Origin of the sequence: Citrobacter sp. wls716 (assembly GCF_005280975.1) — a bacterium.
GTDB classification, from domain to species: Bacteria; Pseudomonadota; Gammaproteobacteria; order Enterobacterales; family Enterobacteriaceae; genus Citrobacter; species Citrobacter youngae.
This window is the reverse complement of the sequence record NZ_SZWX01000021.1, coordinates 217,658-242,103: the sequence shown is the minus strand read 5'-3', so window position 1 is coordinate 242,103 and position 24,446 is coordinate 217,658. Positions and strand designations below refer to the sequence as shown.

Below are 24,446 nucleotides of genomic sequence, written 5' to 3'. Positions count from 1 at the left end.
CGGGAAGTATTTTATTTAAGCAACTTTGACATTAAATCAGGGAACGCTGGTACATCTGTTTCCAATGAGAACGCAGGGTTAATAGCCTTACGTGCAATCAGTCCGTCAATAAATGCAAACAGAATGATGGTTATCGCTTGTGGGTTAATATCCCGACGAAACTCTCCTGCGGCGATACCTTGCGCAATTATTCCCGCAATGCTTTGTCGCATGATGTTATCACTGGCGATAAACGCTTCCCTCAGTTCCGGGTTGCGTGCCGATTCGGCCATGATCTCTATCCAAAGGTTGTGCGTGACAGGGTAACCGACATCGCTTATGCAAGAAACGACCTGCTTGCAAAGACGATCAAAAAACGATCCGCTACAGGGCTCATTATGGGCAGCCAGCGCAGTGTTTTGCTCTTCCAGAACGATTGCCCGAATAAGCTCATCCTTACTTTTGAAGTAAGTGTACATGGCTCCCTGGCTGATACCTGCACGCGTGGAAATTTCGCGCACGCTGGTTGCATTGAATCCTTTCTCAGCAAAACAGGCTGCGGCAGCGGTAATAAGCTTATGGTAGGTTTCAGTATTCATTAGCATATCGACCTTTATCTTTGAATCTATGGCGAAACTTTACCGTGCTTTGAGGCCTGGAACCAGCGATGAGATTTATCGATATCTTGCGTTACTTCATGAGAGGTAATGCACTGAGCATGTTCTTCAGGTTCACCATATCCCACGGCAGATGTTCAGCAATGGTAAGCCCGACGGCCTCGGCGTTTGCAGTAGCAAGATTAACCAGTTTAAGCACCTCTTCAATAGTCAGCTTACCCTCAGCCACATCGCCAAAATCATGTTCCCCTCGGCCTGGTTTGGCGAACAAAACAGAACGGAAAAGTGACGGGTCCAGAACATCCAGATCAATATGAATCGCCAGATATTCAATGTGTTCGCGGGCAATCCATTCCATAACCTCGTTGGCACCGTTTTTGACATCATCAGGGCCAACCGTCGCAATCCGGTGATGGGCCAGATAGTCGCTTTCGTATATCAGTGGATTGTGAATGCCGGCAATCATAATTTTTGACGGCGAAACCTTGTGTGTGACGTGGTCCACTAAATCTTTATCGCCCGTGCCAATCAGTGCGCCAAGTACATGGGCATGCGCATTTGGATACTGTTCAGCCGTCTGCACGTCGGGGTGAGAGTCGATCCAAAGCACGCCCAGCTTATCACCGTACTTATTCAGCAGATGCGCGAAGGGCACCAAAGAAACCAGGCAGTCACCGCCCAATACGACAATCGCGTCGGGATCGTGTTTTTCAATACGCGTCACCGCATCGTTCAACTGTTTAAGAATCTGTGGTTTACCAGTAATGCCATCTATTACACTCAGCGGCTCGCTTTCAGGTAAAGCAACCGGAACATCCTCGACGGGGCCTTTCGCTTCAGGCGAGAGAAAGGACAACAGAAGTGATCCGAGATGATAGGGGGGATTGTTGCCTCCCTGCCACTGGGGGAAGGAAAGTCGAAGCGTTTTTTTAGCCATAATTTACCTGCTGTCAGTTTCTAAAGAGGATCCTCAAGGCGTATCCGTGTTGGTCGCCTTGTAGTGATTGTGTGAATGAACGTTCATTCATTATGGGGTCAGTATGAAACTTATGCAAGATTGATGATATGTGGGAACCGTTAAACGGTACTATTTCAATGTGCTTTGTGGAGGATTTTGCACATGAAGGCGCTTAACGGTTGGTAATGCATCGTTAAATCTGGTGTTTTTTAAGCAACGCGCGGAGCTGATGGTACGTCAGCCCAAGCAGTTCGGCGGCCTTTTTCTGGTTAAATTTTGCCTGTTGTAGGCTGCTTTGCAGAAACGTCTTTTCTTGCTGTTGCTGGAATGCGCGCAGATCCAGCGGTAACGTTGCCGCTGTAGAGTGGGTTTCCTGCTGCTGAACGTCTGTAGTGTGGTGCTTAAACGGATCTATCACTACCTCGTCCAGCGGATAATCGCTGGTACCATGGCGGTATACCGAGCGTTCAACAACGTTTTTCAATTCGCGGATATTGCCCGGCCAGCGATAGTGGAGAAGTGTTTCTCTGGCTTGTGTGCTAAAACCGGGAAACAGCGGTAATCCAATCTCGCGGCACATTTGAATCGCAAAATGTTCGGCCATCAACATGATGTCGCTTTTACGCTCCCGTAAAGGTGGAAGTTGCACGACATCAAAGGCCAGTCTATCCAACAGGTCTGCGCGGAAAGTACCTTCACTGACCATTCTCGGTAAGTCGGCATTGGTGGCACAGACCAGGCGCACGTTAACCTGCAGCGGCTGGCTACCGCCTACGCGCTCGAGCTCTCCATACTCAATAACGCGCAGCAATTTCTCCTGTACCAACATCGGTGCGGTTGCCAGTTCATCAAGAAAAAGTGTGCCACCGTCGGCGCGCTCGAAGCGGCCAGGATGGCGTTTTTGCGCTCCGGTAAAAGCGCCAGCTTCATGGCCGAAGAGTTCGGAATCGAGTAAATTTTCGTTCAGCGCCGCACAATTAAGAGAAATAAACGGTCCTTGCCAACGAGTGGAAAGGTAGTGCAGACGGTTGGCGATTAACTCTTTTCCTGTGCCACGCTCACCGATAACCAGCACGGGTTTTTCCAGGGGGGCCAGATGGGAGACTTGTTCCAGCACTTCAATGAAGCTGTTTGCTTCCCCCAGAAGAGTATCTTTGTATCCTGCCATGATGAAATTCACCATTTGTTAGTGTTATTCACCAATTTACCCTAATTATCTCGTCAGGTAAAATTAGATATTATCTTCAAAATCAATAATATAAAAAGTTGGCACGACAAGTGCATTATGGAAGCAGCAGGGCATTGCCCGATATCAGAACAGTAAGTGAGGATTACATTATGGGTATTTTTTCTCGTTTTGCCGACATCGTGAACGCCAATATTAATGCGTTGCTGGAAAAGGCCGAAGATCCGCAGAAACTGGTGCGGTTGATGATTCAGGAAATGGAAGACACGCTGGTTGAGGTTCGATCTAACTCAGCGCGTGCACTGGCAGAAAAAAAACAGCTGTCCCGCCGGATTGAACAGGCCAGTGCGCAGCAGGCGGAGTGGCAAGAAAAAGCTGAGCTGGCGCTGCGTAAAGAGAAAGAAGATCTGGCGCGTTCTGCATTAATTGAAAAGCAGAAACTGACCGATTTAATTGCCTCTCTGGAGCATGAAGTGACGCTGGTTGACGATACGCTGGCGCGGATGAAAAAAGAGATTGGTGAGCTGGAAAATAAACTCAGTGAAACCCGGGCTCGTCAGCAGGCATTGATGTTGCGTCATCAGGCGGCGAGTTCTTCTCGTGATGTCCGTCGTCAGTTGGATAGCGGCAAACTGGATGAAGCAATGGCCCGCTTCGAATCTTTTGAGCGCCGTATTGATCAGATGGAAGCGGAAGCCGAAAGCCATAACTTCGGTAAGCAAAAATCTCTGGATCAGCAATTTGCTGACCTGAAAGCAGATGATGAAATCAGCGAGCAGCTGGCGCAGCTTAAAGCCAAAATGCAGCAAGACAAGCAATAATAACATCTGGCGGTGCCCGAACGCGCCGCCGCTCATCACCTGTAAGGAGTACTCATGAGCGCGCTATTTCTGGCCATTCCGTTAACTATCTTTGTGCTGTTCGTTTTGCCGATCTGGCTGTGGCTGCATTACAGCAATCGTTCCAGCCGTGGTGAACTGTCGCAAAGCGATCAGCAACGTCTGGTAGAGCTCAACAATGATGCACAGCGTATGCGTGAACGTATTCAGGCGCTGGAAGATATCCTTGATGCCGAACATCCAAACTGGAGGGACCGCTAATGGGGGGCGTTAACCTGAACAAAAAGCTGTGGCGTATCCCGCAGCAGGGCATGGTTAAAGGGGTCTGTGCTGGTATTGCGCACTATCTTGATGTCCCCGTGAAGCTGGTAAGGATCCTGGTGGTACTGTCAGTCTTTTTTGGTCTGGCCTTTTTCACCGTAGTTGCCTATATCGTGTTGACGTTTGTGCTGGACCCAATGCCGGACAACGTCGTATCCGGCGACCAACAGCCATCAAGCGGGGAACTGCTAGATTCCGTCGATCGTGAACTGGCAGCGAGTGAAAAGCGTTTGCGTGAAATGGAGCGTTATGTGACATCGGACACCTTCACATTGCGCAGTCGTTTCCGTCAATTGTGAGGATTGAAATGAATAATCGCTGGCAACGTGCCGGGCAAAGGGTTAAGCCGGGCTTTAAAATAGCAGGCAAGCTGGTACTTTTGACTGCGCTTCGCTACGGCCCCGCAGGTGTTGCGGGGTGGGCGGTGAAATCAGTGGCCCGCCGTCCGTTAAAAATGTTGCTGGTGTTGGTACTGGAGCCATTATTGAGCAAGGTTGCCAGGAAAATTTCCCAACGCTACGGCCAGTGATAGCATGCTCGCAATATTTCCTTAAGATCAAGTATATAGTGTTAGGTGACTTTCCATCATTTAACGGAACGATACTATGTTGAAAAAAGGAGTATTCGCACTAGCGCTGGTCATCGGGATGCCGGTATTTGCGGCCGAGCACTGGATTGATGTTCGTGTTCCTGAACAATATCAGCAGGAACACCTTCAGGGGGCCATCAACATCCCTTTAAAGGATTTGCAGGCACGAATTGCGGCAGAAGTCCCTGATAAGACCGACACCGTGAAGTTGTATTGCAACTCAGGTCGTCAATCCGGGATGGCAAAAGATATGCTGACCGGGATGGGCTATACACAGGTAACCAACGAAGGCGGTATTAGCGGGATTAATCTTCCTAAAGTAGAGAATAAATAATCCGCATGCTTTCTTTTGGCTAAAGGCGACATGAATGATGTCGCCTGATTTCTTTCAGGGAGTTGATAACTCAGTATTAAACCTTATGTTTGCTCCCTGTTTGTTATAATTTCTTCGGTTCCTTCAGCATAACGGGATGGCGATGAAGCGACTTAAAAATGAACTCAACTCGCTGGTTAATCGCGGCGTAGATCGGCATCTGCGCCTGGCTGTCACCGGACTTAGCCGCAGCGGTAAAACAGCGTTTATTACCGCAATGGTAAACCAGTTACTCAATATTCATGCCGGTGCGCGCCTGCCGTTGCTCAGTTGTGTGCGTGAAGAGCGTCTGCTTGGCGTAAAGCGGGTTCCTCAGCGCGATTTTGGTATTCCGCGCTTTACCTATGATGAGGGACTGGCGCAGCTTTATGGCTCTCCGCCTACCTGGCCGACGCCAACGCGTGGCGTCAGTGAAATTCGCCTGGCGTTGCGCTACAAATCCAACGATTCTTTGCTGCGTCACTTTAAAGATACGTCCACGTTGTACCTGGAGATCGTCGATTATCCGGGGGAGTGGCTGCTCGATTTACCGATGCTGGCCCAGGATTACCTTGGCTGGTCACGGCAAATGACCGGATTATTGCAGGGCCAGCGAGGTGAATGGTCGGCCAGATGGCGGCAGCTATGCGAGGGGCTTGACCCGCTGGCGCCTGCTGACGAAAACCGTCTGGCGGAAATCGCCGCGGCGTGGACAGATTATCTGCATCAGTGCAAACAGCAGGGATTGCATTTCATTCAGCCCGGGCGCTTTGTGCTGCCGGGGGACATGGCTGGCGCACCTGCGCTGCAATTTTTCCCGTGGCCGGATGTTGATGCTTTTGGTGAGTCAAAACTGGCACAGGCGGATAAACATACCAACGCAGGTATGTTACGCGACAGGTTTAATTACTACTGCGAAAAGGTCGTGAAAGGGTTCTACAAGAATCACTTCCTGCGCTTTGATCGCCAAATTGTGCTGGTCGATTGCCTGCAACCGCTTAACAGCGGACCACAGGCGTTTAACGATATGCGACTGGCGCTGACACAACTGATGCAAAGCTTTCATTATGGTCAGCGCACGTTGTTCCGCCGGTTGTTCTCGCCGGTAATCGATAAGTTGCTGTTCGCTGCCACCAAGGCCGACCACGTTACGGTCGATCAACATGCCAATATGGTGTCGTTGTTGCAGCAATTGATTCAGGACGCCTGGCAAAATGCTGCGTTTGAAGGCATCAGTATGGACTGTCTGGGACTGGCATCGGTGCAGGCAACCACCAGCGGCCTGATTGATGTGAAAGGCGAGAAGATCCCCGCGTTGCGCGGCAATCGCCTGAGCGACGGCGAGCCGTTGACCGTCTATCCGGGAGAAGTCCCAGCGCGTTTACCGGGCCAGGCTTTTTGGGATCGCCAGGGTTTCCAGTTTGAAGCCTTTCGCCCGCAGGTCATGGATGTAGATAAACCCTTACCGCATATTCGCCTGGATGCCGCGCTGGAGTTTTTAATAGGAGATAAATTGCGATGAGCGAGCCGTTAAAACCGCGTATCGATTTCTCAGGTCCACTGGAAGTGGAACCAAACACGGCATTTAAAGCACAGCAAATGTTCAACGATACGGAGGCGCAGACTTTTTCTCCGGCGACAGTGGATGAACCACTGGAAGACGAAGGTCAGGCAGAAGCCGTTATTGATGCGGCCCTTCGCCCTAAACGCAGTCTGTGGCGCAAGATGGTGATGGGCGGGTTGGCACTGTTTGGCGTAAGCGTTGTCGCTCAGGGTGTGCAGTGGACCATGAACGCCTGGCAGACTCAGGACTGGGTCGCGCTGGGGGGCTGTGCTGCGGGTGCGCTGATTATTGGCGCAGGCGTTGGGTCGGTGGCAACCGAGTGGCGTCGGCTGTGGCGTTTGCGTCAACGCGCACACGAGCGTGATGAAGCGCGTGATCTGCTCCACAGCCATGGAACCGGAAAAGGCCGCGCATTTTGTGAAAAGCTGGCGCAGCAGGCGGGTATCGATCAGTCTCATCCTGCGCTACAACGCTGGTATGCCTCTATCCATGAAACGCAGAATGATCGGGAAGTTGTGAGCCTGTATGCCCACCTGGTGCAGCCAGTGCTGGATGCGCAAGCACGACGTGAGATCAGTCGTTCTGCGGCGGAATCCACGCTGATGATTGCCGTCAGCCCGTTAGCGTTGGTGGATATGGCTTTTATTGCCTGGCGAAATCTGCGGTTGATTAACCGTATAGCTACGCTGTATGGCATCGAACTCGGCTATTACAGCCGCCTGCGCCTGTTTCGTCTGGTACTGTTAAATATCGCTTTTGCCGGGGCCAGCGAGTTGGTGCGGGAAGTGGGGATGGACTGGATGTCGCAGGATTTAGCGGCCCGGTTATCCACGCGTGCCGCGCAGGGTATTGGCGCGGGCTTGTTAACAGCGCGTCTGGGGATTAAAGCGATGGAGCTGTGCCGTCCATTACCGTGGATTGATGATGATAAACCGCGACTGGGGGATTTCCGCCGTCAGTTGATCGGCCAGGTGAAAGAGACCTTACAAAAGAACAAATCCCCGCGTGAAAGTTGAGTAAATACGGGTGCCGATCGTATAACTTTACGCCCCGGCGCCCAATTTTCCAGCGTGCTGTCAATATTTGTTGACAGAGTCCTTCCTGCTAACCCAATACTGGCTTATCATTTAATACATAATCCCTTGTCCAGGTGAAGGTTCCTATGCGTTTGGAAGTCTTTTGTGAAGACCGTCTTGGTCTGACCCGCGAATTGCTCGATTTACTGGTGCTGAGAAGCATTGATTTACGCGGTATCGAGATTGACCCCATCGGGCGAATTTACCTTAATTTTGCGGAGCTGGAGTTCACTAACTTCAGCAGCCTGATGGCTGAAATCCGCCGCATCGCAGGGGTAACGGACGTCCGTACCGTGCCCTGGATGCCTTCCGAACGCGAACATCTGGCGCTTAGCGCGTTGCTTGAAGCATTGCCTGAACCCGTTCTTTCTCTGGATATGAAAAGCAAAGTGGAGATGGCAAACCCGGCAAGTTGCCAGCTTTTTGCCCATCCCCAGGAGCGGATGCGCAACCACACGGCGGCACAGCTCATCAATGGGTTTAACTTCCAGCGCTGGCTGGAAAGTAATCCGCAGGATTCCCATAGTGAACATGTGGTGATAAACGGACAGAACTTCCTGATGGAAATTACGCCGGTCCATTTGCAGGGCGAAAATCAGGAGCAAATGCTGACCGGTGCCGTTGTCATGTTGCGTTCTACCCTCCGCATGGGCCGTCAATTGCAAAACATGACTACCCAGGATCTGAGCGCATTCAGCCAGATTATTGCCGTAAGCGCCAAAATGAAACACGTTGTTGAACAGGCGCGCAAGTTGGCGACGCTGAGTGCGCCGCTGCTGATCACCGGGAATACCGGTACGGGCAAAGATCTCTTTGCGCATGCCTGCCATCTGGCGAGCCCACGTGCGTCAAAACCTTATCTGGCGCTGAACTGCGCGTCTATTCCTGAAGATGCGGTAGAAAGCGAACTGTTTGGTCACGCCCCGGAAGGTAAAAAAGGGTTCTTCGAGCAGGCGAATGGCGGTTCAGTGTTGTTGGATGAGATTGGCGAAATGTCGCCGCGCATGCAGACGAAATTGCTGCGCTTCCTCAATGACGGGACGTTCCGTCGCGTGGGTGAAGATCATGAAGTTCATGTTGATGTTCGTGTAATCTGCGCGACGCAAAAGAACCTGGTGGAACTGGTGCAGAAAGGTCTTTTCCGCGAGGATCTCTATTATCGTCTGAATGTCCTGACGCTTAATCTGCCGCCGCTACGCGATTGCCCACAAGATATTATGCCACTCACAGAGCTGTTTGTGGCGCGTTTTGCCGATGAGCAGGGTGTACCGCGTCCGAAGTTGTCTGCCGATCTCAGCACGGTGCTCACCCGCTACGGCTGGCCGGGCAATGTGCGTCAGCTTAAAAATGCTATCTATCGGGCGTTAACTCAGCTTGAGGGCTATGAACTGCGTCCGCAGGATATCTTATTGCCGGATTATGATGCAGCGACAGTTGCCGTCGGAGAAGAAGTGATGGAAGGGTCGCTGGATGAGATCACCAGCCGCTTTGAACGTTCCGTGTTGACGCAGCTTTATATGAATTATCCCAGCACGCGTAAACTGGCTAAACGCCTGGGGGTTTCACATACCGCGATTGCCAATAAGTTACGCGAGTATGGTCTGAGTCAGCAGAAAAAAAACGAAGAGTAATGATGCAAATAAAAATGCCTCCATCCGGAGGCATTTTTGTATTCAGGGCAACTTAGGCTTTCAGCACGGCCAACGCTGCATCATAGTCAGGCTCGTTGGTAATTTCATTGACCAGTTGGCTGAACACGATGTTGTCATTTTCGTCGATAACGACAACGGCACGAGCAGCCAGACCTTTCAGCGGACCTTCGGCAATTTCAACGCCGTAGTTTTTCAGGAATTCAGCGTTACGCAGGGTGGACAGCGTGATAACGTTGCTCAGACCTTCCGCGCCGCAAAAACGAGAATGGGCGAATGGCAGATCGGCTGAAATGCACAGTACGACGGTGTTGTCGATTTCTGTCGCCAGTTGGTTAAACTTACGTACTGATGCCGCGCACACGCCGGTATCGATGCTTGGGAAAATATTCAGCACTTTGCGCTTGCCTGCGAACTGGCCCAGCGTAACGTCAGACAGGTCTTTAGCCACAAGGGTAAAAGCCTGGGCTTTGCTTCCAGCCTGAGGAATAGAGCCGGCAACTGCAACCGGGTTGCCCTGGAAATGAACGGTTTGTGACATGGTTATCTTCCTGTTTACATATAGTTAACGTCAAGGCTAGTTTATGCCATCAGCAGTTAACACGGCAAACGCTATTTGCGGATATCCGCTTCAGGGACTGCATTAAGGAAAACAAATGAGATCAGTTAAGGTGTATGAGGAAGCCTGGCCGTTACACACTCCCTTTGTGATTGCCCGCGGGAGCAGGACCGAAGCGCATGTGGTGGTGGTTGAACTGGAAGAGAATGGTGTAAAGGGCGTTGGAGAATGTACGCCTTATCCTCGCTATGGCGAAAGCGATGCGTCGGTACTGGCTCAAATCATGAGTGTTGTGCCGCAACTGGAACACGGTGTGACGCGTGAAGCGCTGCAGGCATTGCTGCCCGCGGGGGCGGCGCGTAATGCCGTTGACTGTGCGCTTTGGGATCTCAATGCGCGTCAGCAACAACAGTCTCTGGCCGACTACGTTGGTACTGAACTGGATGCAACAGTAACGACCGCGCAAACCGTCGTGATCGGCACGCCGGAGCAGATGGCGGCGAGCGCGACTGCGCTATGGGATAACGGTGCCAGATTGCTGAAAGTCAAACTGGATGCACACTTAATCAGCGAAAGGATGGTTGCGATCCGGGCGGCTGTGCCTGAGGCGACAATCATTGTTGATGCTAATGAATCCTGGCGTGCTGAAGGGCTGGCCGCACGCTGCCAGTTAATGGCGGATTTAGGCGTTGCGATGCTGGAGCAGCCTCTGCCGGCTAATGATGATGCCGCGCTGGAGAATTTCGTGCATCCGCTGCCTGTCTGTGCAGATGAAAGCTGCCATACCCGCAGCAGTCTGAAAGCGCTGCATGGACGCTATGAAATGGTCAATATCAAACTCGACAAAACAGGCGGCCTGACGGAAGCGCTGGCGCTGGCGACCGAAGCCCGCGAGCAGGGATTTGCACTCATGTTGGGCTGTATGTTGTGTACATCAAGGGCGATCGGCGCTGCATTGCCGCTTACGCCACAGGTCAGCTTTGCCGATCTGGATGGCCCAACGTGGCTGGCCCGAGACGTGGAGCCTGCCTTGCATTTTACAACCGGACAGCTTCATCTCAAGGATGCCAGCGCAAAAGATTAGACATTGCCAGCAGGTATTTTTCGCTCGCTTCATCCGATGAAATGGGCGGAAATTCTGCAGTAATGCAATGTAGGTTTAGATCGGCGCACCAGCTACCAAAAGAGCCCGGCGTTTCATAACCGACGCTGGTTACCAGCGGCAATTCGAACGACTGCGCCAGCCACGCGCCTAATTCGCTGTGTCTGGGATCTTCAATACAGGCCAGCGGATCGTGGAAAGAAACTACCCATGCAGGATGAATGAGGTGAATAAGTTGGCATAGTGCCTGGGTCTCAGGCTCAGATCCCGGATGATCGCCAGTCAATAACACCACATCACGCTCTTCTGCGCTGCTGTTCCAGCGATATACCGTTTCACCAGATTTCCAGTTTGCCGCCGGAAAGTTACGGTTAAGATCTACGCCGTTTGCATTTGCACGCAGACCCAACTGGCAACCGTCAGGGTTTACCGCCAGCACCACATGATGGCGACGCAGGGAGGGGTTAAGCGTACGCAATGCGCAGGAAAGGGTAACGACCGAGGAGTTTTCGTCGCCGTGCGTTCCCGCCAGTATCAGGCCGCTTTCACGATCGGCTGCCGGTGCCGGGAACCAGATTAGCGGCGCGCCCAATAGTGAACGTCCGTAATGTTCGGTTCCTGGCGGAAATGCGCCGCGCTCGGCACGGGGGCGGGTAACGGTCATAGTCATCTCTGAATGCTGGGATAGTTACTCGCAGTGTTGTGCAAAATGTATGGATAATCAAATCGTTTTCACACACTTATCTTTTCAGGTGTAAAATCACTTTCCTGTCGGAAGTTAATTGCATTTCCTGCTGGCGATACAAATAATTACACATTCACTTAGTAGCCGGAATTGAGGGTATCTTATGCAGCATTCTGTTTCAGTAACCTGTTGTGCGCTGTTGGTTAGCAGCATTTCATTATCCTGGGCTGCTGATGTTCCCAGCGGGACGGTACTGGCAGAAAAGCAAGAACTGGTGCGTCACATAAAAGATGAGCCAGCGTCACTCGATCCGGCAAAAGCCGTTGGGCTTCCAGAAATTCAGGTTATTCGCGATTTATTCGAAGGGCTGGTCAACCAGAATGAAAAGGGTGAGATTATTCCCGGTGTCGCCACACAGTGGAAGAGTAATGATAACCGTATCTGGACGTTTACGTTGCGCAATAATGCGCAATGGGCCGATGGCACGCCGGTAACGGCACAGGATTTTGTCTACAGTTGGCAGCGTCTGGTTGACCCGAAAACACTATCGCCGTTTGCCTGGTTTGCCGCGCTAGCAGGGATCAACAATGCCCAGGCGATCATCGATGGCAAAGCCGCGCCCGATAAGTTAGGTGTCAGCGCGGTGGATGCGCATACCTTCAAAGTGCAGTTGGACAAACCGCTACCCTGGTTTGCCAACCTGACAGCGAGCTTTGCGTTTTATCCTGTCCAAAAAACCAATGTCGAAAGCGGTAAAGAGTGGACGAAGCCAGGCAACCTTATCGGTAACGGTGCCTATGTGCTGAAAGACCGTGTGGTTAACGAGAAACTGGAAGTTGTGCCGAATACACATTATTGGGACAACGCCAAAACGGTGCTGCAAAAAGTGACTTTCCTGCCGATTAACCAGGAGTCTGCTGCGACCAAACGCTATCTTGCTGGCGATATTGATATTACTGAGTCCTTCCCGAAAAATATGTATCAGAAGCTATTGAAGGATATTCCGGGCCAGGTGTATACGCCGCCGCAGCTTGGTACTTATTACTATGCATTTAACACGCAAAAAGGGCCGACTGCCGATTCACGCGTGCGTCTGGCGCTCAGTATGACTATCGATCGTCGTCTGATGGCGGAGAAAGTATTAGGAACTGGCGAAAAACCCGCCTGGCACTTTACGCCGGATGTGACGGCAGGATTTATCCCGGAACCTTCTCCGTTTGAACAAATGAGTCAGGAAGAGCTTAACGCCCAGGCGAAAACGCTGCTGCGTGCCGCGGGATATGGTCCGCAGAAACCGCTTAAACTCACGCTGTTGTACAACACCTCTGAAAACCATCAGAAGATTGCTATCGCAGTCGCGTCGATGTGGAAGAAAAATCTTGGCGTGGATGTGAGGCTACAGAACCAGGAGTGGAAAACCTATATTGATAGTCGTAATACCGGCAACTTTGATGTTATCCGTGCCTCCTGGGTGGGCGACTACAATGAGCCTTCTACGTTCCTGTCATTATTAACATCGACCCATACGGGCAATATCTCCCGCTTTAATAATCCGGCATACGATAAAGTGTTGACCCAGGCTACTCTGGAAAATACAGAGAAAGCGCGGAATGCTGATTATAACGCTGCGGAGAAAATTCTGATGGAACAGGCACCTATTGCGCCGATTTATCAGTACACCAACGGACGTTTAATTAAACCGTGGCTGAAAGGGTATCCGATTACCAACCCAGAGGATGTGGCATACAGTCGCACTATGTATATTGTTAAGCACTAATTGCGTACGTCCTCCTGTTAACCTTCGTTAACCACTTCAAAACCAGAACTGGCGCTGACTTCAGCGCCAGCATCTCCAGATAATCAGTATCAACCTCATTAAAAATAATGATAAAAATATATCTAATGAATTATTCATACTGCAGATTTCGATTTATACCGTCATTTAAACTTAATGAAATGGTATTCTTCAATAAAGAACACTGTCGGTGCTTGTCGAAATAAGGTTTAATAATTAGAGTGGTGGTGCAAAATATGAAACGGGACTGAAAGCAACGGGGCAATAAGCTTGTGCATTGTGGATAAACAAAATATTGTCGAAACCCAACAAAGAACGTCCAGCTATATTAACCTGCATAATCTGATGTTATATTTGAAGAAAAAACAGCCGTGCAACCCTGGCGACAGTACTTAAGGACCGTTAACTGGCGAGCAAGGTATTCGAAACTGCCGGGGGGCATGGCCCTGATATGGACGATGATTGCCATAATCTCAATGAATTAATGTTTATTAATATTATGTCATGTGTTTATGTATGTGGTTAGATTTTAGTCTGATTAAGCTACTGATGGTATCTGGCCAGGTTATCAGATTGTGACTATGGTTATTTGCAGTGTAAAAACCAATATGGATTGCATGTGGCTTAGAATTAACTTTGTTGGTACTTTGCAAGAAATTCCCACTACCTACAGTGACGCCATTACCTGTTGAATCATCGGGATTTTCTCCAGATAAGCCTTATGTAATCGGCATAGTAACCTGACCAGAGCCCAGTTATCGTAACGTTAGTATCCGTGCCAGACACATACTTAAACCTGTTTCTTCTCTGCGCGGGCATCTATTTCCTGGTGTTTCAAGGGACTACTAAACAGCAGGGAAAAGCTGTATATTTCGCAGGGTTGACATGCTCTGACTTGTAAGTGCAGTTACTAGCTTATAAACAAAGGATTATGAATGTTTTTGATTACTATTTGTTACGCACTTTTCGCTTTGTGTCTTTTTGCAACATTTTATGTCTTGATGACGTACGAAAAACCGGGAAAATTGCACAACTGGGAAATTATAGTATTAATAATTATTTCTACATTCTGGCTTCCTGAGCTGATTATTCTGGTTTTCTCTTTTGCGCTTCTGGGACCAATGCTTTTGGGGATCAGGCATCTGCGCCGGCAGAGTGTTTCCGCCTGAATCATTGGTACCTTAACCTCGTACTGCACGAGGGGTTACGGCCAAATCTGGCCTGTGAACAGTGGGGACCGACCGGAAGATTGTTAGCGATGAATGTGACTCGCTACAGGGTTATTCTCATTATTGACGTCGAAATACCAACTCTGTACAAACGATTCCCGGCATCTGAACGATAAATTTGTGGCGTGCAGGAGTTTCAATTTTAATTGTCCGGGTGTCGTTTTCTGGCGCACAGCGGAGAGAACGCAGGTAGCGGTTATCTACGGTGTTGATGTTGCAACGATGTATAAAAATTACCTACAGGGTGAGCATAAACATCATAGTGAGTCATCTATATTTCTTGAACAGTGTTGAAGTATGGGCAGATACCGTCTCTCTGAATTGTTAATGATTTTGGGTTTATGTGAAAATAATGATTATTGTATTGCTGTGGATTTTTAATCAATTTGTTGGGAGTTAGTATGAAAGATATCCATAGTGATTTTCCCTTGCAGTGTTTAATCTGGGTATCTGACGCAACGTAGTTTGGCTCCCTAATTTTTACATTCTTGCCTGTACGTCTTACGCCCTGTCATATCAATTTTGTAACTGGCACGAAACCATCGTCTGCAATGTCCTCGGCTTCTTTCCCCTCCAACATCCGGCCTCATCCATTCGCGAGCGGCCTCTGGTGGCAGCACCATAGGTCACGGTGAATGAAGCTTAGTTGAATACCTTCCGCTGTTTACCTTCGTTAACAACATCAAAAAAACAAAGCTGGCGTGGATTTCTCCAACAGTATCTCCTGGCGTTCAACCTGCTGCACATCCACCGTTACTTTGCTTCAGTACGTCACTACAAAAGTTATTTATTGGATGAATACGCTATTTGTTTAACAACCATTGAAATAGACAGATACACAATATTTTTTGGCTGAGACAACTCTTCGTTGAGGCAACTCCATTTCACGTAGGGTAAAAATAAAAAATATTATGAAACAAATACTTATATTGAAAGATGAAGACTTGCTGGCACGAGGTAACGATCGCTACGTCTTCCAGCATCCACAGGATAGTAAACTGCTGGTCAAAATCGTGATTCCAGGCATTGCGAAATATAAAAGCAAGCTACGTGAGGTCTTTCGGGACATCAAAGAATGTAAGTTGAGTCACCAAACCGACGCATTTTATATGCAAAAAATTGAAGGACTTGTTGAAACAAATAAAGGAATAGGGCAACTCACGGTTAAGGAATGTGATGAGCATGGTCACATCGCGCAAACTCTTTATCAGCTTGCCCTGAACAAAGAACTTGATGCCTGCAAATTGCAGAAGTTGAATGTTTTTTTAGCGTGGTTTGTCAGTACCGGTGTCATTATTAACTCCCTGCATTGTAAAAACATCGTCTACGCCTGGGATGCCACGCGTCAGGAATATTGTTTCAAAGTCATTGATGGTTTTGGTGACAAAACGTTTTTTCAGCTCAGTAAGTTTTCAGCGGCAATACGCGATAAAAATAAAGTCAAATGTCTCAAGCGGATGCTACGGGATCTGAACCACCTGCAACATACGTAATCCGCAGAAATTGTTGACGATATGGCGTGGGAACGCGGCTACCGTAATATCGCCGTGTCAAATGCCTGTAGCGAGTGGTTATCCTGGAAAGCGGCAACCCGGCCACATGAAGACACTATAACAGAGAAGATCATACGTCCGGGGGCTGATGCTCCCGACAAATTAACATCGAATCATCCTCGCTCAACGGTTCTTTCGTTAAATTACAAAATCCCTGACCATTTACTTTTTGGTGGAACCGACAGCTCTGGCACAGACCAAATCCCGGCACATTACTGGTGCGCTGAATGCCCCGCAGAAGTTCGAAGAGTAGCTCCTTGAGTAAACCCGCGCGTTCACCCATCGCAGATTCGCCCGTCATCAAAAATGAGGGGGGAAGCAGGGCATCCAGCAAATTTTTGGCCGACTCGGTGAGCTGCAGATGAACGCTACGCTTATCCCTGGCATCCTGCGTGCGTACCACCAGTCCTTTTGATTCCAACAACTTTAGCGATTGTGACACCGTTCCTTTGGTGAGACCGAGGTAGTCCGTCACGGCGAGAGGCGTATTGGAGTAGCGGTTACAGCGTGCGAGATACATCAACGCACTGAGCTGTACTGGCTGAAGATCCGCCAGTAAAGGATGCTGGCGAAACCACATCCGCGTCAGACCAGACAGTCGGTCCAGTACGTCAAAAAGCGACATATCATGCATAACAAAATCCTCCTCGGCATATAGTATCGACTAAAAACTATATTGACAAAGCATAAAACTGGCGTAGCATAAATTGTAGTATCGATTCGATACTACAATTTAAAGGAGAGGTATCATGACCAAAGCCCGTTTTTATCATGCTGGTTGCCCGGTTTGCGTTTCCGCAGAAGAAACACTGCTACAGTATCTGTCCCCGGATGTGGAAATCGAGGTTATTCATTTGGGAGAACAACCCGATCACGTTGCAGAGGCGGAGCGAATCGGAGTGAAGTCTGTTCCCGCTCTGGTAATCGACGGTAATGTGCTGCATATCAACTTTGGCGCACCTATCGAAGCGCTGAAATAGCGTCGCATGTTCGGGAAGTCGCGTGAGCTATTTCCCGAACCGGCGTGGACATAGGGAAGGGGGGATTTATGTGTGCGGCAGAAAAGTACCATCCTGTCGATTGCGATCTGCATGACTATCTGGAGATTGCCTGTCTTTATCACTATTTGCTGCGCATTGAACTGACCACTGGGGAACACTTTGATGCCAGGGCCGTGACGACATGCACCACAGCAGACAAAGAGGAATTCTTGCTTGTGGAGTGCCATGAACACCATCATAGAATTCGCCTGGACTATCTGTCAGCCATTACCCCATTGACGGCTGGCGCCACTTTTAGCACCGTGATATTCCGTTGAATTTACACGTAAAAAGACTGCGCCACCGTTATACTGTGTAAATGCGGATGTCATGCGCCTGAAAAGCGGTGCCGTACTGTTTGCTGATGTTTTCCTCCACGACAATGACATCAATGTTACTGCTGGCGGTGACAACATAACGTGCGACGGCAGGGATCTTATCCGCCGTCAGTGCGACGATAGTTTCGTTACACTGCTTAATTACCGCTTTTTTAAACTCACAATCGGCGTAATCAAACCCGGTTAATCCGGACTCCGGTGCCATCGCACAACCACCAATAAAACCTTGATCAAATAAAATATCCTGTACCTGGGCAATGGCTGTCGGACCTACGCACCCACCGGACGATCGCTGCACTGGCCCACCTAACATGATGACCTCGAATAGCGGTTTTTTCAGCAATACGGCGGCAATATCAGGTGAATTTGTCACGACGGTTAATGCCAGCTCAGCGGGAAGGGCTTCAGCCATTGCCAGGTTGGTTGTTCCTGTGTCGATAAAAATACAGCTTCCGGATTTCACTAGCCGGGCACATCTTTGCGCGATGCTGCTCTTTTTCGCGGTATTAATATTCTTGCGTACTGTGATGTCAGTTGACTCTGGTAGTGAAATGACAGCCCCGCCATAGACTTTCTTGCAAACACCTTCTTTACACAACTCATGTAAATCGCGGCGGATCGTATGTTCTGACACCCCCAAACGGACGGCCAGTTCAGTACAGATCACTCTGCCGTTTTCCTGCAGGATCTGATAGATAAGCGCCTGGCGTTGATCCGGGAATGCAGCGTAATCGAGCATGAGAACTCCATAAAAATAAATATCGAGCAATAACGTGCATAATCCTGCATTATAATGCAGGATGTCAATATCCCTTAACGGGGGCGTACCGTTCAGAGTAAACGATAAGAGGATCGCGATGAAAATTGCACACATGGCTTTATGGACCCGGGATCTTGAACGACAAGCCCGATTCTGGGTGTCGTTTTTTGATGGTGTGATAAACGAAAAATACTGCAGCAAAACCAATCCCGGGTTTGAATCTTATTTCGTCAACATTGGTGAGGACATTGCGATTGAGTTAATGACCAAACCGGGACTGACCCACCCTGTACCTGACAATAACACTTCAGGATGGGTGCATCTGGCTCTCTCTGTTGGTGGCGCGGGGCATGTTGATGCTCTGGCTATACGCGCAAAAGAACAGGGCATCCTGGTCTCCGGACCACGAACCACCGGTGACGGGTATTACGAGGCCGTCATTCAGGACCCCGACGGTAATTTAATCGAGATTGTAGCGTAATACGTAGATCAGGCCGGATGACAAAATTGCCCGCGCAGGATCTGTAGTTCAGTAATACCTCGGGTTATTTGTTGGGTGGCCAGACCGAGTGTTGCGGCAGCCTCTCTGAACTTCAGCGTTTCGGCTGCCGTAAAAAATATCTTTCATGTGTCGAGTTTATCCAGCATATGAGTCGCTGGCCCGTGAAATTGGATGCACCGCAAGTGGATGTGACGGACAGCGCTGTACTGCCACATTGTGAATAGCGCTATTCATGACTTGTCTTCATAGGTTTGTCCTTATTTAACCCTCTAATCGTCGATACGCTGAGCCTCTATAATTTTTGCGTTTTCAGCATTCGGCGGCAGAGACTGTCGCCTCCCCGGAGAATCGAACATGTCAAATCATTTGAATGCCAGACAACTGGCAGTTGTCCCCATTGCAGCATTCACTGCCACAGGACAGCCAGATAAGCTGGAGGCAGCGCTTAATGCAGGGTTAGCTGTTGACTGGAACAGCCTGCTGGCGGGGAGCCAAACGCAAACCCAACTGGTTGGACAGCCGGTTAGCGGTCCGCTGTTTGATTTTGCCCCTGCCATTGATACCTGGCTTAAAGCACATCTGTTTGGCGATATTTTTCAGCGCGATGTGCTGGACTGGCCGACTCGTGAACTGGCAACCGTCTCTGCGTTAGCCGTACTGGGCGGCGTGAACAGCCAACTGAAAAGTCACTTCGCGATCAGCCTGAATGTTGGGTTCCGCCCTGAGCAACTTATCGCGTTTACTGCGCTACTTAAGCAGCACTGTGGTGCTGAGATTGCAGAAAATGCCCGTGCAGTTCTTGATGAATGTATTTAAGGAATTCCGTTAGCTAATACCCCAGCAGGAGTCATGATGAACGAACAATTTGATGGCAACAGCGTCTTCCCCCGGGGAGAGAAAAATGAAGCCTATGCGAAGTACTTCACCGGGACCAGCTATCTGACCATGCTTTCAATGGAAGGAGTGGTGATTGGTAACGTTGCATTTGAACCTGGCTGCCGTAATTTTTGGCACATTCATCATCAGGGCGGTCAAATTCTGCTGGTGACTGGCGGCAGAGGCTGGTACCAGGCGTGGAATCAACCTGCGCGAGAACTGAAAACGGGTGATGTGGTTCATATTCCGGCGGGAATGAAACACTGGCACGGAGCTGCACGTGATAGCTGGTTTGCCCATATTGCGGTAGAAATCCCGGTAGCAGGCGCATCGAATGAATGGCTGGAGCCGGTCGCTGACGCCGAGTACAACCTGTTGCCCTGAGCTATGCTGGTTGAGGTGCACTTTATCTCTGAGGAGATCGAAATAGCCATGAACGTGAAGGGTTATGCCGCGCTGGCGGTGAAAGAAGATCTGGTCCCGCACAGTTTTGTTCGTCGTGAAGGTGCCGGAAGGAATCGACTTACGTGGTGCTGCACCGTTGTTGTGTGCCGGTATCACCACATGGTCGCCGTTGCGTCACTGGCAGGTTGGGCAGGGGAGTAAAGTCGCTGTTGTTGGGTTGGGTGGCCTGGGACACATGGCGATCAAGAGCATTGGGGGCTGATGTTACGTTATTCACGCGGTCGCCAGGCAAAGAAGCTGATGCCAGACGCCCGGGGGCAGTGATGTTGTGCTTTCAGCAGACAGCGAACAGATGAAAGACGCGGGTATCCGCGTCTTGATTTTGGTTAGTGGGCAGAAGGTTGTGCCTCGGCGTTATCCATATACAACGTCTGACTGGGGAACGCAAAGTCAGCACCGTTTTCCTGAACTATTGTAATAATTCTCAAGTACACATCTTGTTGTACAGCAAGCCACTCCTGCCACACGGTGGTTTTCGTGAAGCAATACACCATGATATTCAGCGATGAATCGGCAAATTCATTAAAATAGACCAGCAGGGTTTGTTTTTGATCTATTCCGGGATGATTTTGCAACATTTTTCTGACCGACTCGACAACTGCGCCAATTTTATCAGCATCTTCATAACGTAACCCGATCACCGTTTTGATTCGTCGATTACTCATCCGCCCCGGGTTTTCTACACTGATGGAAGAGAAAATTGAGTTCGGCACGTATAACGGACGGTGGTCGAAGGTGTTTATTTTGGTCATTCTCCAGCCGATTTCCGTTACCGTACCTTCGATATTTCGGTCCGGAGAGCGGATCCAGTCACCGATGCTAAACGGCCTGTCGAAGTAGAGCATAATGCCAGAGAAAAAATTGCTCAGGATATCTTTACCTGCCATACCGACAGCGATACCGCCGATGCCGCCGAACGTTAACAGCCCTGACAGGCTCATGCCAAAATGCTCACCGTACAGCAAGATGATGGCGACGACGATTGTAATCTTAATGATGCGTGACATGATCCTCGCACTGGTGATATCTCTGCCCTTACTAATCTGCGTTTTTTCAAACTGGTTGATGACCAGAAAGAGTTTTATCGTCAGGATCAACGCAATCAACGAGGCACAGATAAAGTCGACCACGCTTGGGGAGATAAATTTCAGCTTATAACTATCGATGACGTTATTCGCAATAGTGCCAAACGTACCAATGATAATGGCATAAACAAAAAACTGTGCTGCGTGGAATATGAATCCTTTGCAGTGTTTTTCACTACGATGAAACCACACGCTCATCAGGACTAACGCTGCACAGCTGCTGAGAATTACCGTTAAATTAAACGCATTATTTATAAACAGTTCAGCGATCATGATTCTCCCAGGTCACTCCGTGTTAGCTAAATATCATCTGACATCCTTCATCAGCGGATATTTTACCCAGTTCAGGCTGTCAGAACATTCATCAAAAGGAGAGCGAAATAATACAATCAGCGTTATTTTCAGGCGAATAGTGCGCATGTCAAGTTTGAGTGTGGCGTATGTAGCAGACAGTGAGTTGATGTCATGGTATTGTTGCTGCAAAGTAACACGGTATTCATCTGCATAAGGACGATATTATGATCATGGCTAAGCTGAAGACAGCGAAGGGACGGAAGTTTCTGTTATGTCTGCTTGGGGTATTTATTATTGCGGCATCGGTTGTGACGCGCGCGACGATTGGTGGTGTCATTGAACAGTATGACATTCCGCTTTCCGACTGGACAGCTTCGATGTATGCCATTCAATCCGCAATGATTTGCGTCTACAGTATGGTTTTTACTATTTTGCTGGCTATTCCGCTCGGTATCTATTTCCTCGGAGGCGAGGAGCAGCACTAAGAACATGTCATGCCGGATGACATCGCCATCCGGCATTTTGCTACAGGGTTAATCGTCTTCTTCGTCGTCCAGTTCAACCGGGGTCTGGTACTGATCCGGTTTGATAACCAGCAGGTCGCAACGCAGATGGTCGATAACCTGTTCTGCGGTATTCCCCAAAAACGCAGCTGATATGCCGGTGCGCCCAACGGTGCCGAGTACCACGATACCCGCCTGTAGATGCTCAGCTAAATCCGGGATGACCTCTTCAGGCAATCCTTTTTCAACGTGTGTAACTTTTTCATCAATACTGAATTTCTGGCGTAATGCCTTCATGGCCAGCAGATGTTGTCCACGGATGGCGTCGTTGTACACGCTGGGATCAAATTCAGGTAGCTCAATCGCAATGTTGATAGGCGTTACAGGATAGGCGCCCACCAGGTGTACTTCGGTATGGTTAACCTGTTCTGCGAGCTGCAACGTTTCTTTGACCAGTTTTTCGTTGAGTGCATTGTGATATGCCTCTTCACTGGCGAGGTTCACCGCTACCAGCGCTTTACCACCTTCCGGCCACGGCTGATCTTTGACCATCCATACCGGGCTTGGACATTTACGCAACAAATGCCAGTCAGTTGGTGTGAAAATTACGGCTTCAAGGCGATCGTGTTGGTGTGCCATTTTGAGCACCAGGTCATGCTTAGCGCTGATCACTTCCTGGATGATGGCTTCAAAGGGACGGTTGTGCCAGACCACTTTAATATCAAGCGGGATCCCTGCTTCGATATAGTATTTCGCTTGTTCACGTATCCATGCAGTTCGCTGGCTGATGACCCCCTGACGCATTGCCGTACGCTCGTCCGGCGACAGCAGGGTGGTCATCTCGTAGGAAAAGTCATAGATCGGCAAAAAGGCTTTAATTTTGCCACCAATCCGTTGATGCAAATAAACAGCTCGCCGTAATGCTGGTTGATCGTCCTGGTTTGGATCGATGACTACCAGCATGTTTTGATACATAGCCATACAGGGTCTCCTTACAACTGTCACCGCAGTTTGTATTTAAAAGAGTAACCCAATAATGTGGATTGAAACAGGGGAGAACCTCTTGCCAGATCAATAAACTGGGGAAATCTCCAGCTTTTCCCCACATCCCGCTCAATTTAAACCATTTTCCGTTGTTTCTATTGTGCTTGCGCGCTACACGGAAAAAGTTTGGACGCGTGGACGTTTCAACTGCCCGGCAATCTCTTTAAGAGTTAAGAGTGCCCGGTGAAGTTGTTCGATCTCCGGCCCACCAATGCACAGTCGGATACCTGACTGCTCGGATAACGGGTTGACCTCTGTTGATACGGGTGAGGTAACTTTGATCCCTGCCGCTAAGGCTGCTTCGTAGAACGGCTGTACGCTTTCGCGAGCCAGTGGCAACCAGAGGTGAAAGCTGGGATGCCCGGAGCGATAAAGATGCTCACCTAAAATAGAAAAGGCTAATTCATAGCGGCGAACTGTTTCGTGTTCTATCGCAGAGGTTACGGTTTCCGCAGTACCATCAAGTAACCATTGCTCCATGATCGCGCAACTTATCGGGGAAACCATCATTGCCGTTGCTCTGAGCATCGATTCAGCTCGGGAATATAGCTGTTCAGGCAGCAGAAGTCCGCCGATGCGTAACGTGGGGTTCAGTATTTTAGATAAGCTATTTACATACAAAGTGATATCCGGTGCTAATCGGGCAATTTGTGGGAGTTCAATATTACGGGTGAGTCGATAGACATCATCTTCGATAATAAATAATGCGTTTGCACGGCAAACGCGTATCAGGTCTTTTCGCCGGGCAAGACTCATTATGCGCGTCGAAGGGCTTTGTAGCAGGGGAGTGACATATACCGCACTGCGTTTGTCATCGCTGGCATCCAGCATTTTCTCCAATACTGAAACATCCATCCCTTCGTCATCCATCGGGATGCCAACCAGTCTCAGTTTTAACAGCCGTGAAAGTTGGATCAGTCCGGAATACGTTTGCGCCTCCACATAAAGTGTCCCAAAAGGTTCGCATACCGTTGATAACGCCACTGAAAGCGCATGTTGCGCTCCGCTGGTAATAATGAGTTGGCGATAATCAGCGGGCATTCCCAGCCTGTTGAACCAGCGAGCCATCAGGCGACGGTGTTCGTCATGGCCGGCTGCCGGCGCGTAAGTGTTGAACATGTCCATATCCGGACGGCGAGCGATTGCCGAAAGTGTCGCGCTGAGTGAACGCGAGCTTAGCGCAGCCGGGGGGGTATTTTGCGACAAATCGATGACGGTCTGACCACGCGAATTTGCTAGTGCTACAAACATCCCGCTTCCTTTCACACTTCTGACAAGTCCACGTTTCTCAAGGATCCCATAGGCTTTCGTTACGGTGCCAAGCCCGATACCCAATGTGTCCGCTAAATTACGGTGGGCTGGTAAGCGGGCGCCATGCTGAAGCGATCCTGAGAGGATATCTTCGGCCAGGGCCTCAACTAATTGTTCTGTTGGAGATGTCGCATTGCTGGACAGTCTTGGCTGCCAGGGAGAACGCTCACGCATC

The 24,446-nt window shown here is 49.6% G+C and carries 27 protein-coding genes and 2 pseudogenes; 18 read left to right on the top strand and 11 right to left on the bottom strand.

Going from position 1 to position 24,446, the window contains the following annotated elements; genetic code table 11:
- Positions 1-11 precede the first annotated feature (11 nt).
- The 3 genes from FDX24_RS03820 to pspF form a co-directional block, all read right to left on the bottom strand.
- Positions 12-584, bottom strand: a complete 573-nt coding sequence (locus FDX24_RS03820; RefSeq protein WP_137363858.1) for a TetR/AcrR family transcriptional regulator — start codon at positions 582-584, stop codon at positions 12-14.
- Between the two features lie 85 nt (positions 585-669).
- The gene (locus FDX24_RS03815; protein WP_048211516.1) at positions 670-1,533 is read right to left on the bottom strand and encodes an arginase family protein; all 864 of its coding nucleotides are present in this window, start codon (positions 1,531-1,533) and stop codon (positions 670-672) included.
- Between the two features lie 214 nt (positions 1,534-1,747).
- On the bottom strand, positions 1,748-2,737 hold the full coding sequence (gene pspF, locus FDX24_RS03810; protein WP_170973048.1) for a phage shock protein operon transcriptional activator: 990 nt from the start codon (positions 2,735-2,737) through the stop codon (positions 1,748-1,750).
- Between the two features lie 155 nt (positions 2,738-2,892).
- Between pspF and pspA the strand changes: the two genes are divergently transcribed.
- From pspA to tyrR, 8 genes are all read left to right on the top strand, one after another.
- The gene (pspA, locus tag FDX24_RS03805; RefSeq protein ID WP_003020532.1) at positions 2,893-3,561 is read left to right on the top strand and encodes a phage shock protein PspA; all 669 of its coding nucleotides are present in this window, start codon (positions 2,893-2,895) and stop codon (positions 3,559-3,561) included.
- A 54-nt stretch (positions 3,562-3,615) separates the two neighbouring features.
- Positions 3,616-3,840, top strand: a complete 225-nt coding sequence (pspB, locus tag FDX24_RS03800) for an envelope stress response membrane protein PspB (RefSeq protein ID WP_048211519.1) — start codon at positions 3,616-3,618, stop codon at positions 3,838-3,840.
- On the top strand, positions 3,840-4,199 hold the full coding sequence (pspC, locus tag FDX24_RS03795; protein ID WP_048211520.1) for an envelope stress response membrane protein PspC: 360 nt from the start codon (positions 3,840-3,842) through the stop codon (positions 4,197-4,199). The genes pspB and pspC overlap by 1 nt, the downstream gene beginning before the upstream one ends.
- Positions 4,200-4,207: 8 nt before the next feature.
- Positions 4,208-4,429, top strand: coding sequence for a phage shock protein PspD (gene pspD / locus FDX24_RS03790; protein WP_040230893.1), 222 nt, complete (start codon positions 4,208-4,210; stop codon positions 4,427-4,429).
- Between the two features lie 76 nt (positions 4,430-4,505).
- The gene (gene pspE / locus FDX24_RS03785) at positions 4,506-4,823 is read left to right on the top strand and encodes a thiosulfate sulfurtransferase PspE (RefSeq protein WP_101742271.1); all 318 of its coding nucleotides are present in this window, start codon (positions 4,506-4,508) and stop codon (positions 4,821-4,823) included.
- Positions 4,824-4,965: 142 nt separating this feature from the next.
- The gene (locus tag FDX24_RS03780) at positions 4,966-6,363 is read left to right on the top strand and encodes a YcjX family protein (RefSeq protein WP_048212579.1); all 1,398 of its coding nucleotides are present in this window, start codon (positions 4,966-4,968) and stop codon (positions 6,361-6,363) included.
- Complete coding sequence (locus FDX24_RS03775; protein ID WP_124021166.1) at positions 6,360-7,421, top strand: YcjF family protein; 1,062 nt, start codon at positions 6,360-6,362, stop codon at positions 7,419-7,421. Before FDX24_RS03780 ends, FDX24_RS03775 begins: the two co-directional genes overlap by 4 nt.
- Before the next feature lie 146 nt (positions 7,422-7,567).
- Positions 7,568-9,112, top strand: a complete 1,545-nt coding sequence (tyrR, locus tag FDX24_RS03770; RefSeq protein WP_061067993.1) for a transcriptional regulator TyrR — start codon at positions 7,568-7,570, stop codon at positions 9,110-9,112.
- 52 nt (positions 9,113-9,164) lie between these two features.
- Here tyrR and tpx read toward each other — a convergent pair whose 3' ends face one another.
- Positions 9,165-9,671: a thiol peroxidase gene (tpx, locus tag FDX24_RS03765; protein WP_040230898.1), complete on the bottom strand. Its 507-nt coding sequence runs from the start codon at positions 9,669-9,671 to the stop codon at positions 9,165-9,167.
- A gap of 115 nt (positions 9,672-9,786) precedes the next feature.
- Between tpx and ycjG the strand changes: the two genes are divergently transcribed.
- Positions 9,787-10,773, top strand: coding sequence for an L-Ala-D/L-Glu epimerase (ycjG, locus tag FDX24_RS03760; RefSeq protein WP_115601986.1), 987 nt, complete (start codon positions 9,787-9,789; stop codon positions 10,771-10,773).
- Here ycjG and mpaA read toward each other — a convergent pair.
- Positions 10,748-11,455: a murein tripeptide amidase MpaA gene (mpaA, locus tag FDX24_RS03755; protein ID WP_061067991.1), complete on the bottom strand. Its 708-nt coding sequence runs from the start codon at positions 11,453-11,455 to the stop codon at positions 10,748-10,750. The genes ycjG and mpaA overlap by 26 nt on opposite strands.
- Positions 11,456-11,639: 184 nt before the next feature.
- Here mpaA and mppA point away from each other — a divergent pair, with 184 nt between their 5' ends.
- On the top strand, positions 11,640-13,253 hold the full coding sequence (mppA, locus tag FDX24_RS03750) for a murein tripeptide ABC transporter substrate-binding protein MppA (RefSeq protein ID WP_061067990.1): 1,614 nt from the start codon (positions 11,640-11,642) through the stop codon (positions 13,251-13,253).
- A 1,761-nt stretch (positions 13,254-15,014) separates the two neighbouring features.
- On the opposite strand, the pseudogene FDX24_RS23625 reads toward mppA, so the two are convergent.
- Positions 15,015-15,126 (bottom strand): annotated as a pseudogene (locus FDX24_RS23625) (SOS response-associated peptidase); the annotation flags it as partial.
- 285 nt (positions 15,127-15,411) lie between these two features.
- Between FDX24_RS23625 and FDX24_RS03735 the strand changes: the two are divergent.
- The gene (locus tag FDX24_RS03735; protein WP_137363856.1) at positions 15,412-15,993 is read left to right on the top strand and encodes a YrbL family protein; all 582 of its coding nucleotides are present in this window, start codon (positions 15,412-15,414) and stop codon (positions 15,991-15,993) included.
- 130 nt (positions 15,994-16,123) lie between these two features.
- Here FDX24_RS03735 and FDX24_RS03730 read toward each other — a convergent pair whose 3' ends face one another.
- A complete protein-coding gene (locus FDX24_RS03730) occupies positions 16,124-16,687 on the bottom strand; it encodes a MarR family winged helix-turn-helix transcriptional regulator (RefSeq protein ID WP_048211529.1) in 564 nt (187 codons plus the stop codon).
- Positions 16,688-16,802: 115 nt separating this feature from the next.
- Between FDX24_RS03730 and FDX24_RS03725 the strand changes: the two genes are divergently transcribed.
- On the top strand, positions 16,803-17,033 hold the full coding sequence (locus FDX24_RS03725) for a glutaredoxin domain-containing protein (RefSeq protein ID WP_048211530.1): 231 nt from the start codon (positions 16,803-16,805) through the stop codon (positions 17,031-17,033).
- 68 nt (positions 17,034-17,101) lie between these two features.
- Complete coding sequence (locus FDX24_RS03720) at positions 17,102-17,371, top strand: Rho-binding antiterminator (RefSeq protein ID WP_040231149.1); 270 nt, start codon at positions 17,102-17,104, stop codon at positions 17,369-17,371.
- A gap of 28 nt (positions 17,372-17,399) precedes the next feature.
- On the opposite strand, the gene FDX24_RS03715 is transcribed toward FDX24_RS03720, so the two are convergent.
- Positions 17,400-18,170, bottom strand: coding sequence for a DeoR/GlpR family DNA-binding transcription regulator (locus FDX24_RS03715; protein ID WP_137363855.1), 771 nt, complete (start codon positions 18,168-18,170; stop codon positions 17,400-17,402).
- Positions 18,171-18,288: 118 nt separating this feature from the next.
- On the opposite strand from FDX24_RS03715, the gene FDX24_RS03710 reads away from it, so the two are divergent.
- From FDX24_RS03710 to FDX24_RS23610, 4 genes and pseudogenes are all read left to right on the top strand, one after another.
- Positions 18,289-18,672 (top strand): VOC family protein, encoded by a 384-nt coding sequence (locus FDX24_RS03710; RefSeq protein WP_048211533.1) that lies wholly within the window; start codon positions 18,289-18,291, stop codon positions 18,670-18,672.
- Positions 18,673-19,047: 375 nt separating this feature from the next.
- The gene (locus tag FDX24_RS23620) at positions 19,048-19,509 is read left to right on the top strand and encodes a carboxymuconolactone decarboxylase family protein (protein ID WP_121584702.1); all 462 of its coding nucleotides are present in this window, start codon (positions 19,048-19,050) and stop codon (positions 19,507-19,509) included.
- A gap of 36 nt (positions 19,510-19,545) precedes the next feature.
- Positions 19,546-19,953, top strand: coding sequence for a cupin domain-containing protein (locus tag FDX24_RS23615; protein ID WP_048211535.1), 408 nt, complete (start codon positions 19,546-19,548; stop codon positions 19,951-19,953).
- A gap of 109 nt (positions 19,954-20,062) precedes the next feature.
- Positions 20,063-20,338: pseudogene (locus tag FDX24_RS23610) on the top strand (NAD(P)-dependent alcohol dehydrogenase); the annotation flags it as partial.
- A gap of 22 nt (positions 20,339-20,360) precedes the next feature.
- Here the strand turns inward: FDX24_RS23610 and FDX24_RS03690 are convergent.
- On the bottom strand, positions 20,361-21,392 hold the full coding sequence (locus FDX24_RS03690; RefSeq protein ID WP_137363854.1) for a mechanosensitive ion channel family protein: 1,032 nt from the start codon (positions 21,390-21,392) through the stop codon (positions 20,361-20,363).
- 245 nt (positions 21,393-21,637) lie between these two features.
- On the opposite strand from FDX24_RS03690, the gene FDX24_RS03685 reads away from it, so the two are divergent.
- Positions 21,638-21,898 (top strand): DUF2534 family protein, encoded by a 261-nt coding sequence (locus tag FDX24_RS03685; RefSeq protein ID WP_003020403.1) that lies wholly within the window; start codon positions 21,638-21,640, stop codon positions 21,896-21,898.
- Between the two features lie 48 nt (positions 21,899-21,946).
- Here FDX24_RS03685 and uspE read toward each other — a convergent pair whose 3' ends face one another.
- Together uspE and FDX24_RS03675 are read right to left on the bottom strand one after the other, a co-directional pair.
- On the bottom strand, positions 21,947-22,897 hold the full coding sequence (gene uspE / locus FDX24_RS03680) for a universal stress protein UspE (protein WP_005126626.1): 951 nt from the start codon (positions 22,895-22,897) through the stop codon (positions 21,947-21,949).
- Positions 22,898-23,071: 174 nt separating this feature from the next.
- Positions 23,072-24,445: a PLP-dependent aminotransferase family protein gene (locus FDX24_RS03675; RefSeq protein ID WP_115601991.1), complete on the bottom strand. Its 1,374-nt coding sequence runs from the start codon at positions 24,443-24,445 to the stop codon at positions 23,072-23,074.
- Position 24,446: the final 1 nt, after the last annotated feature.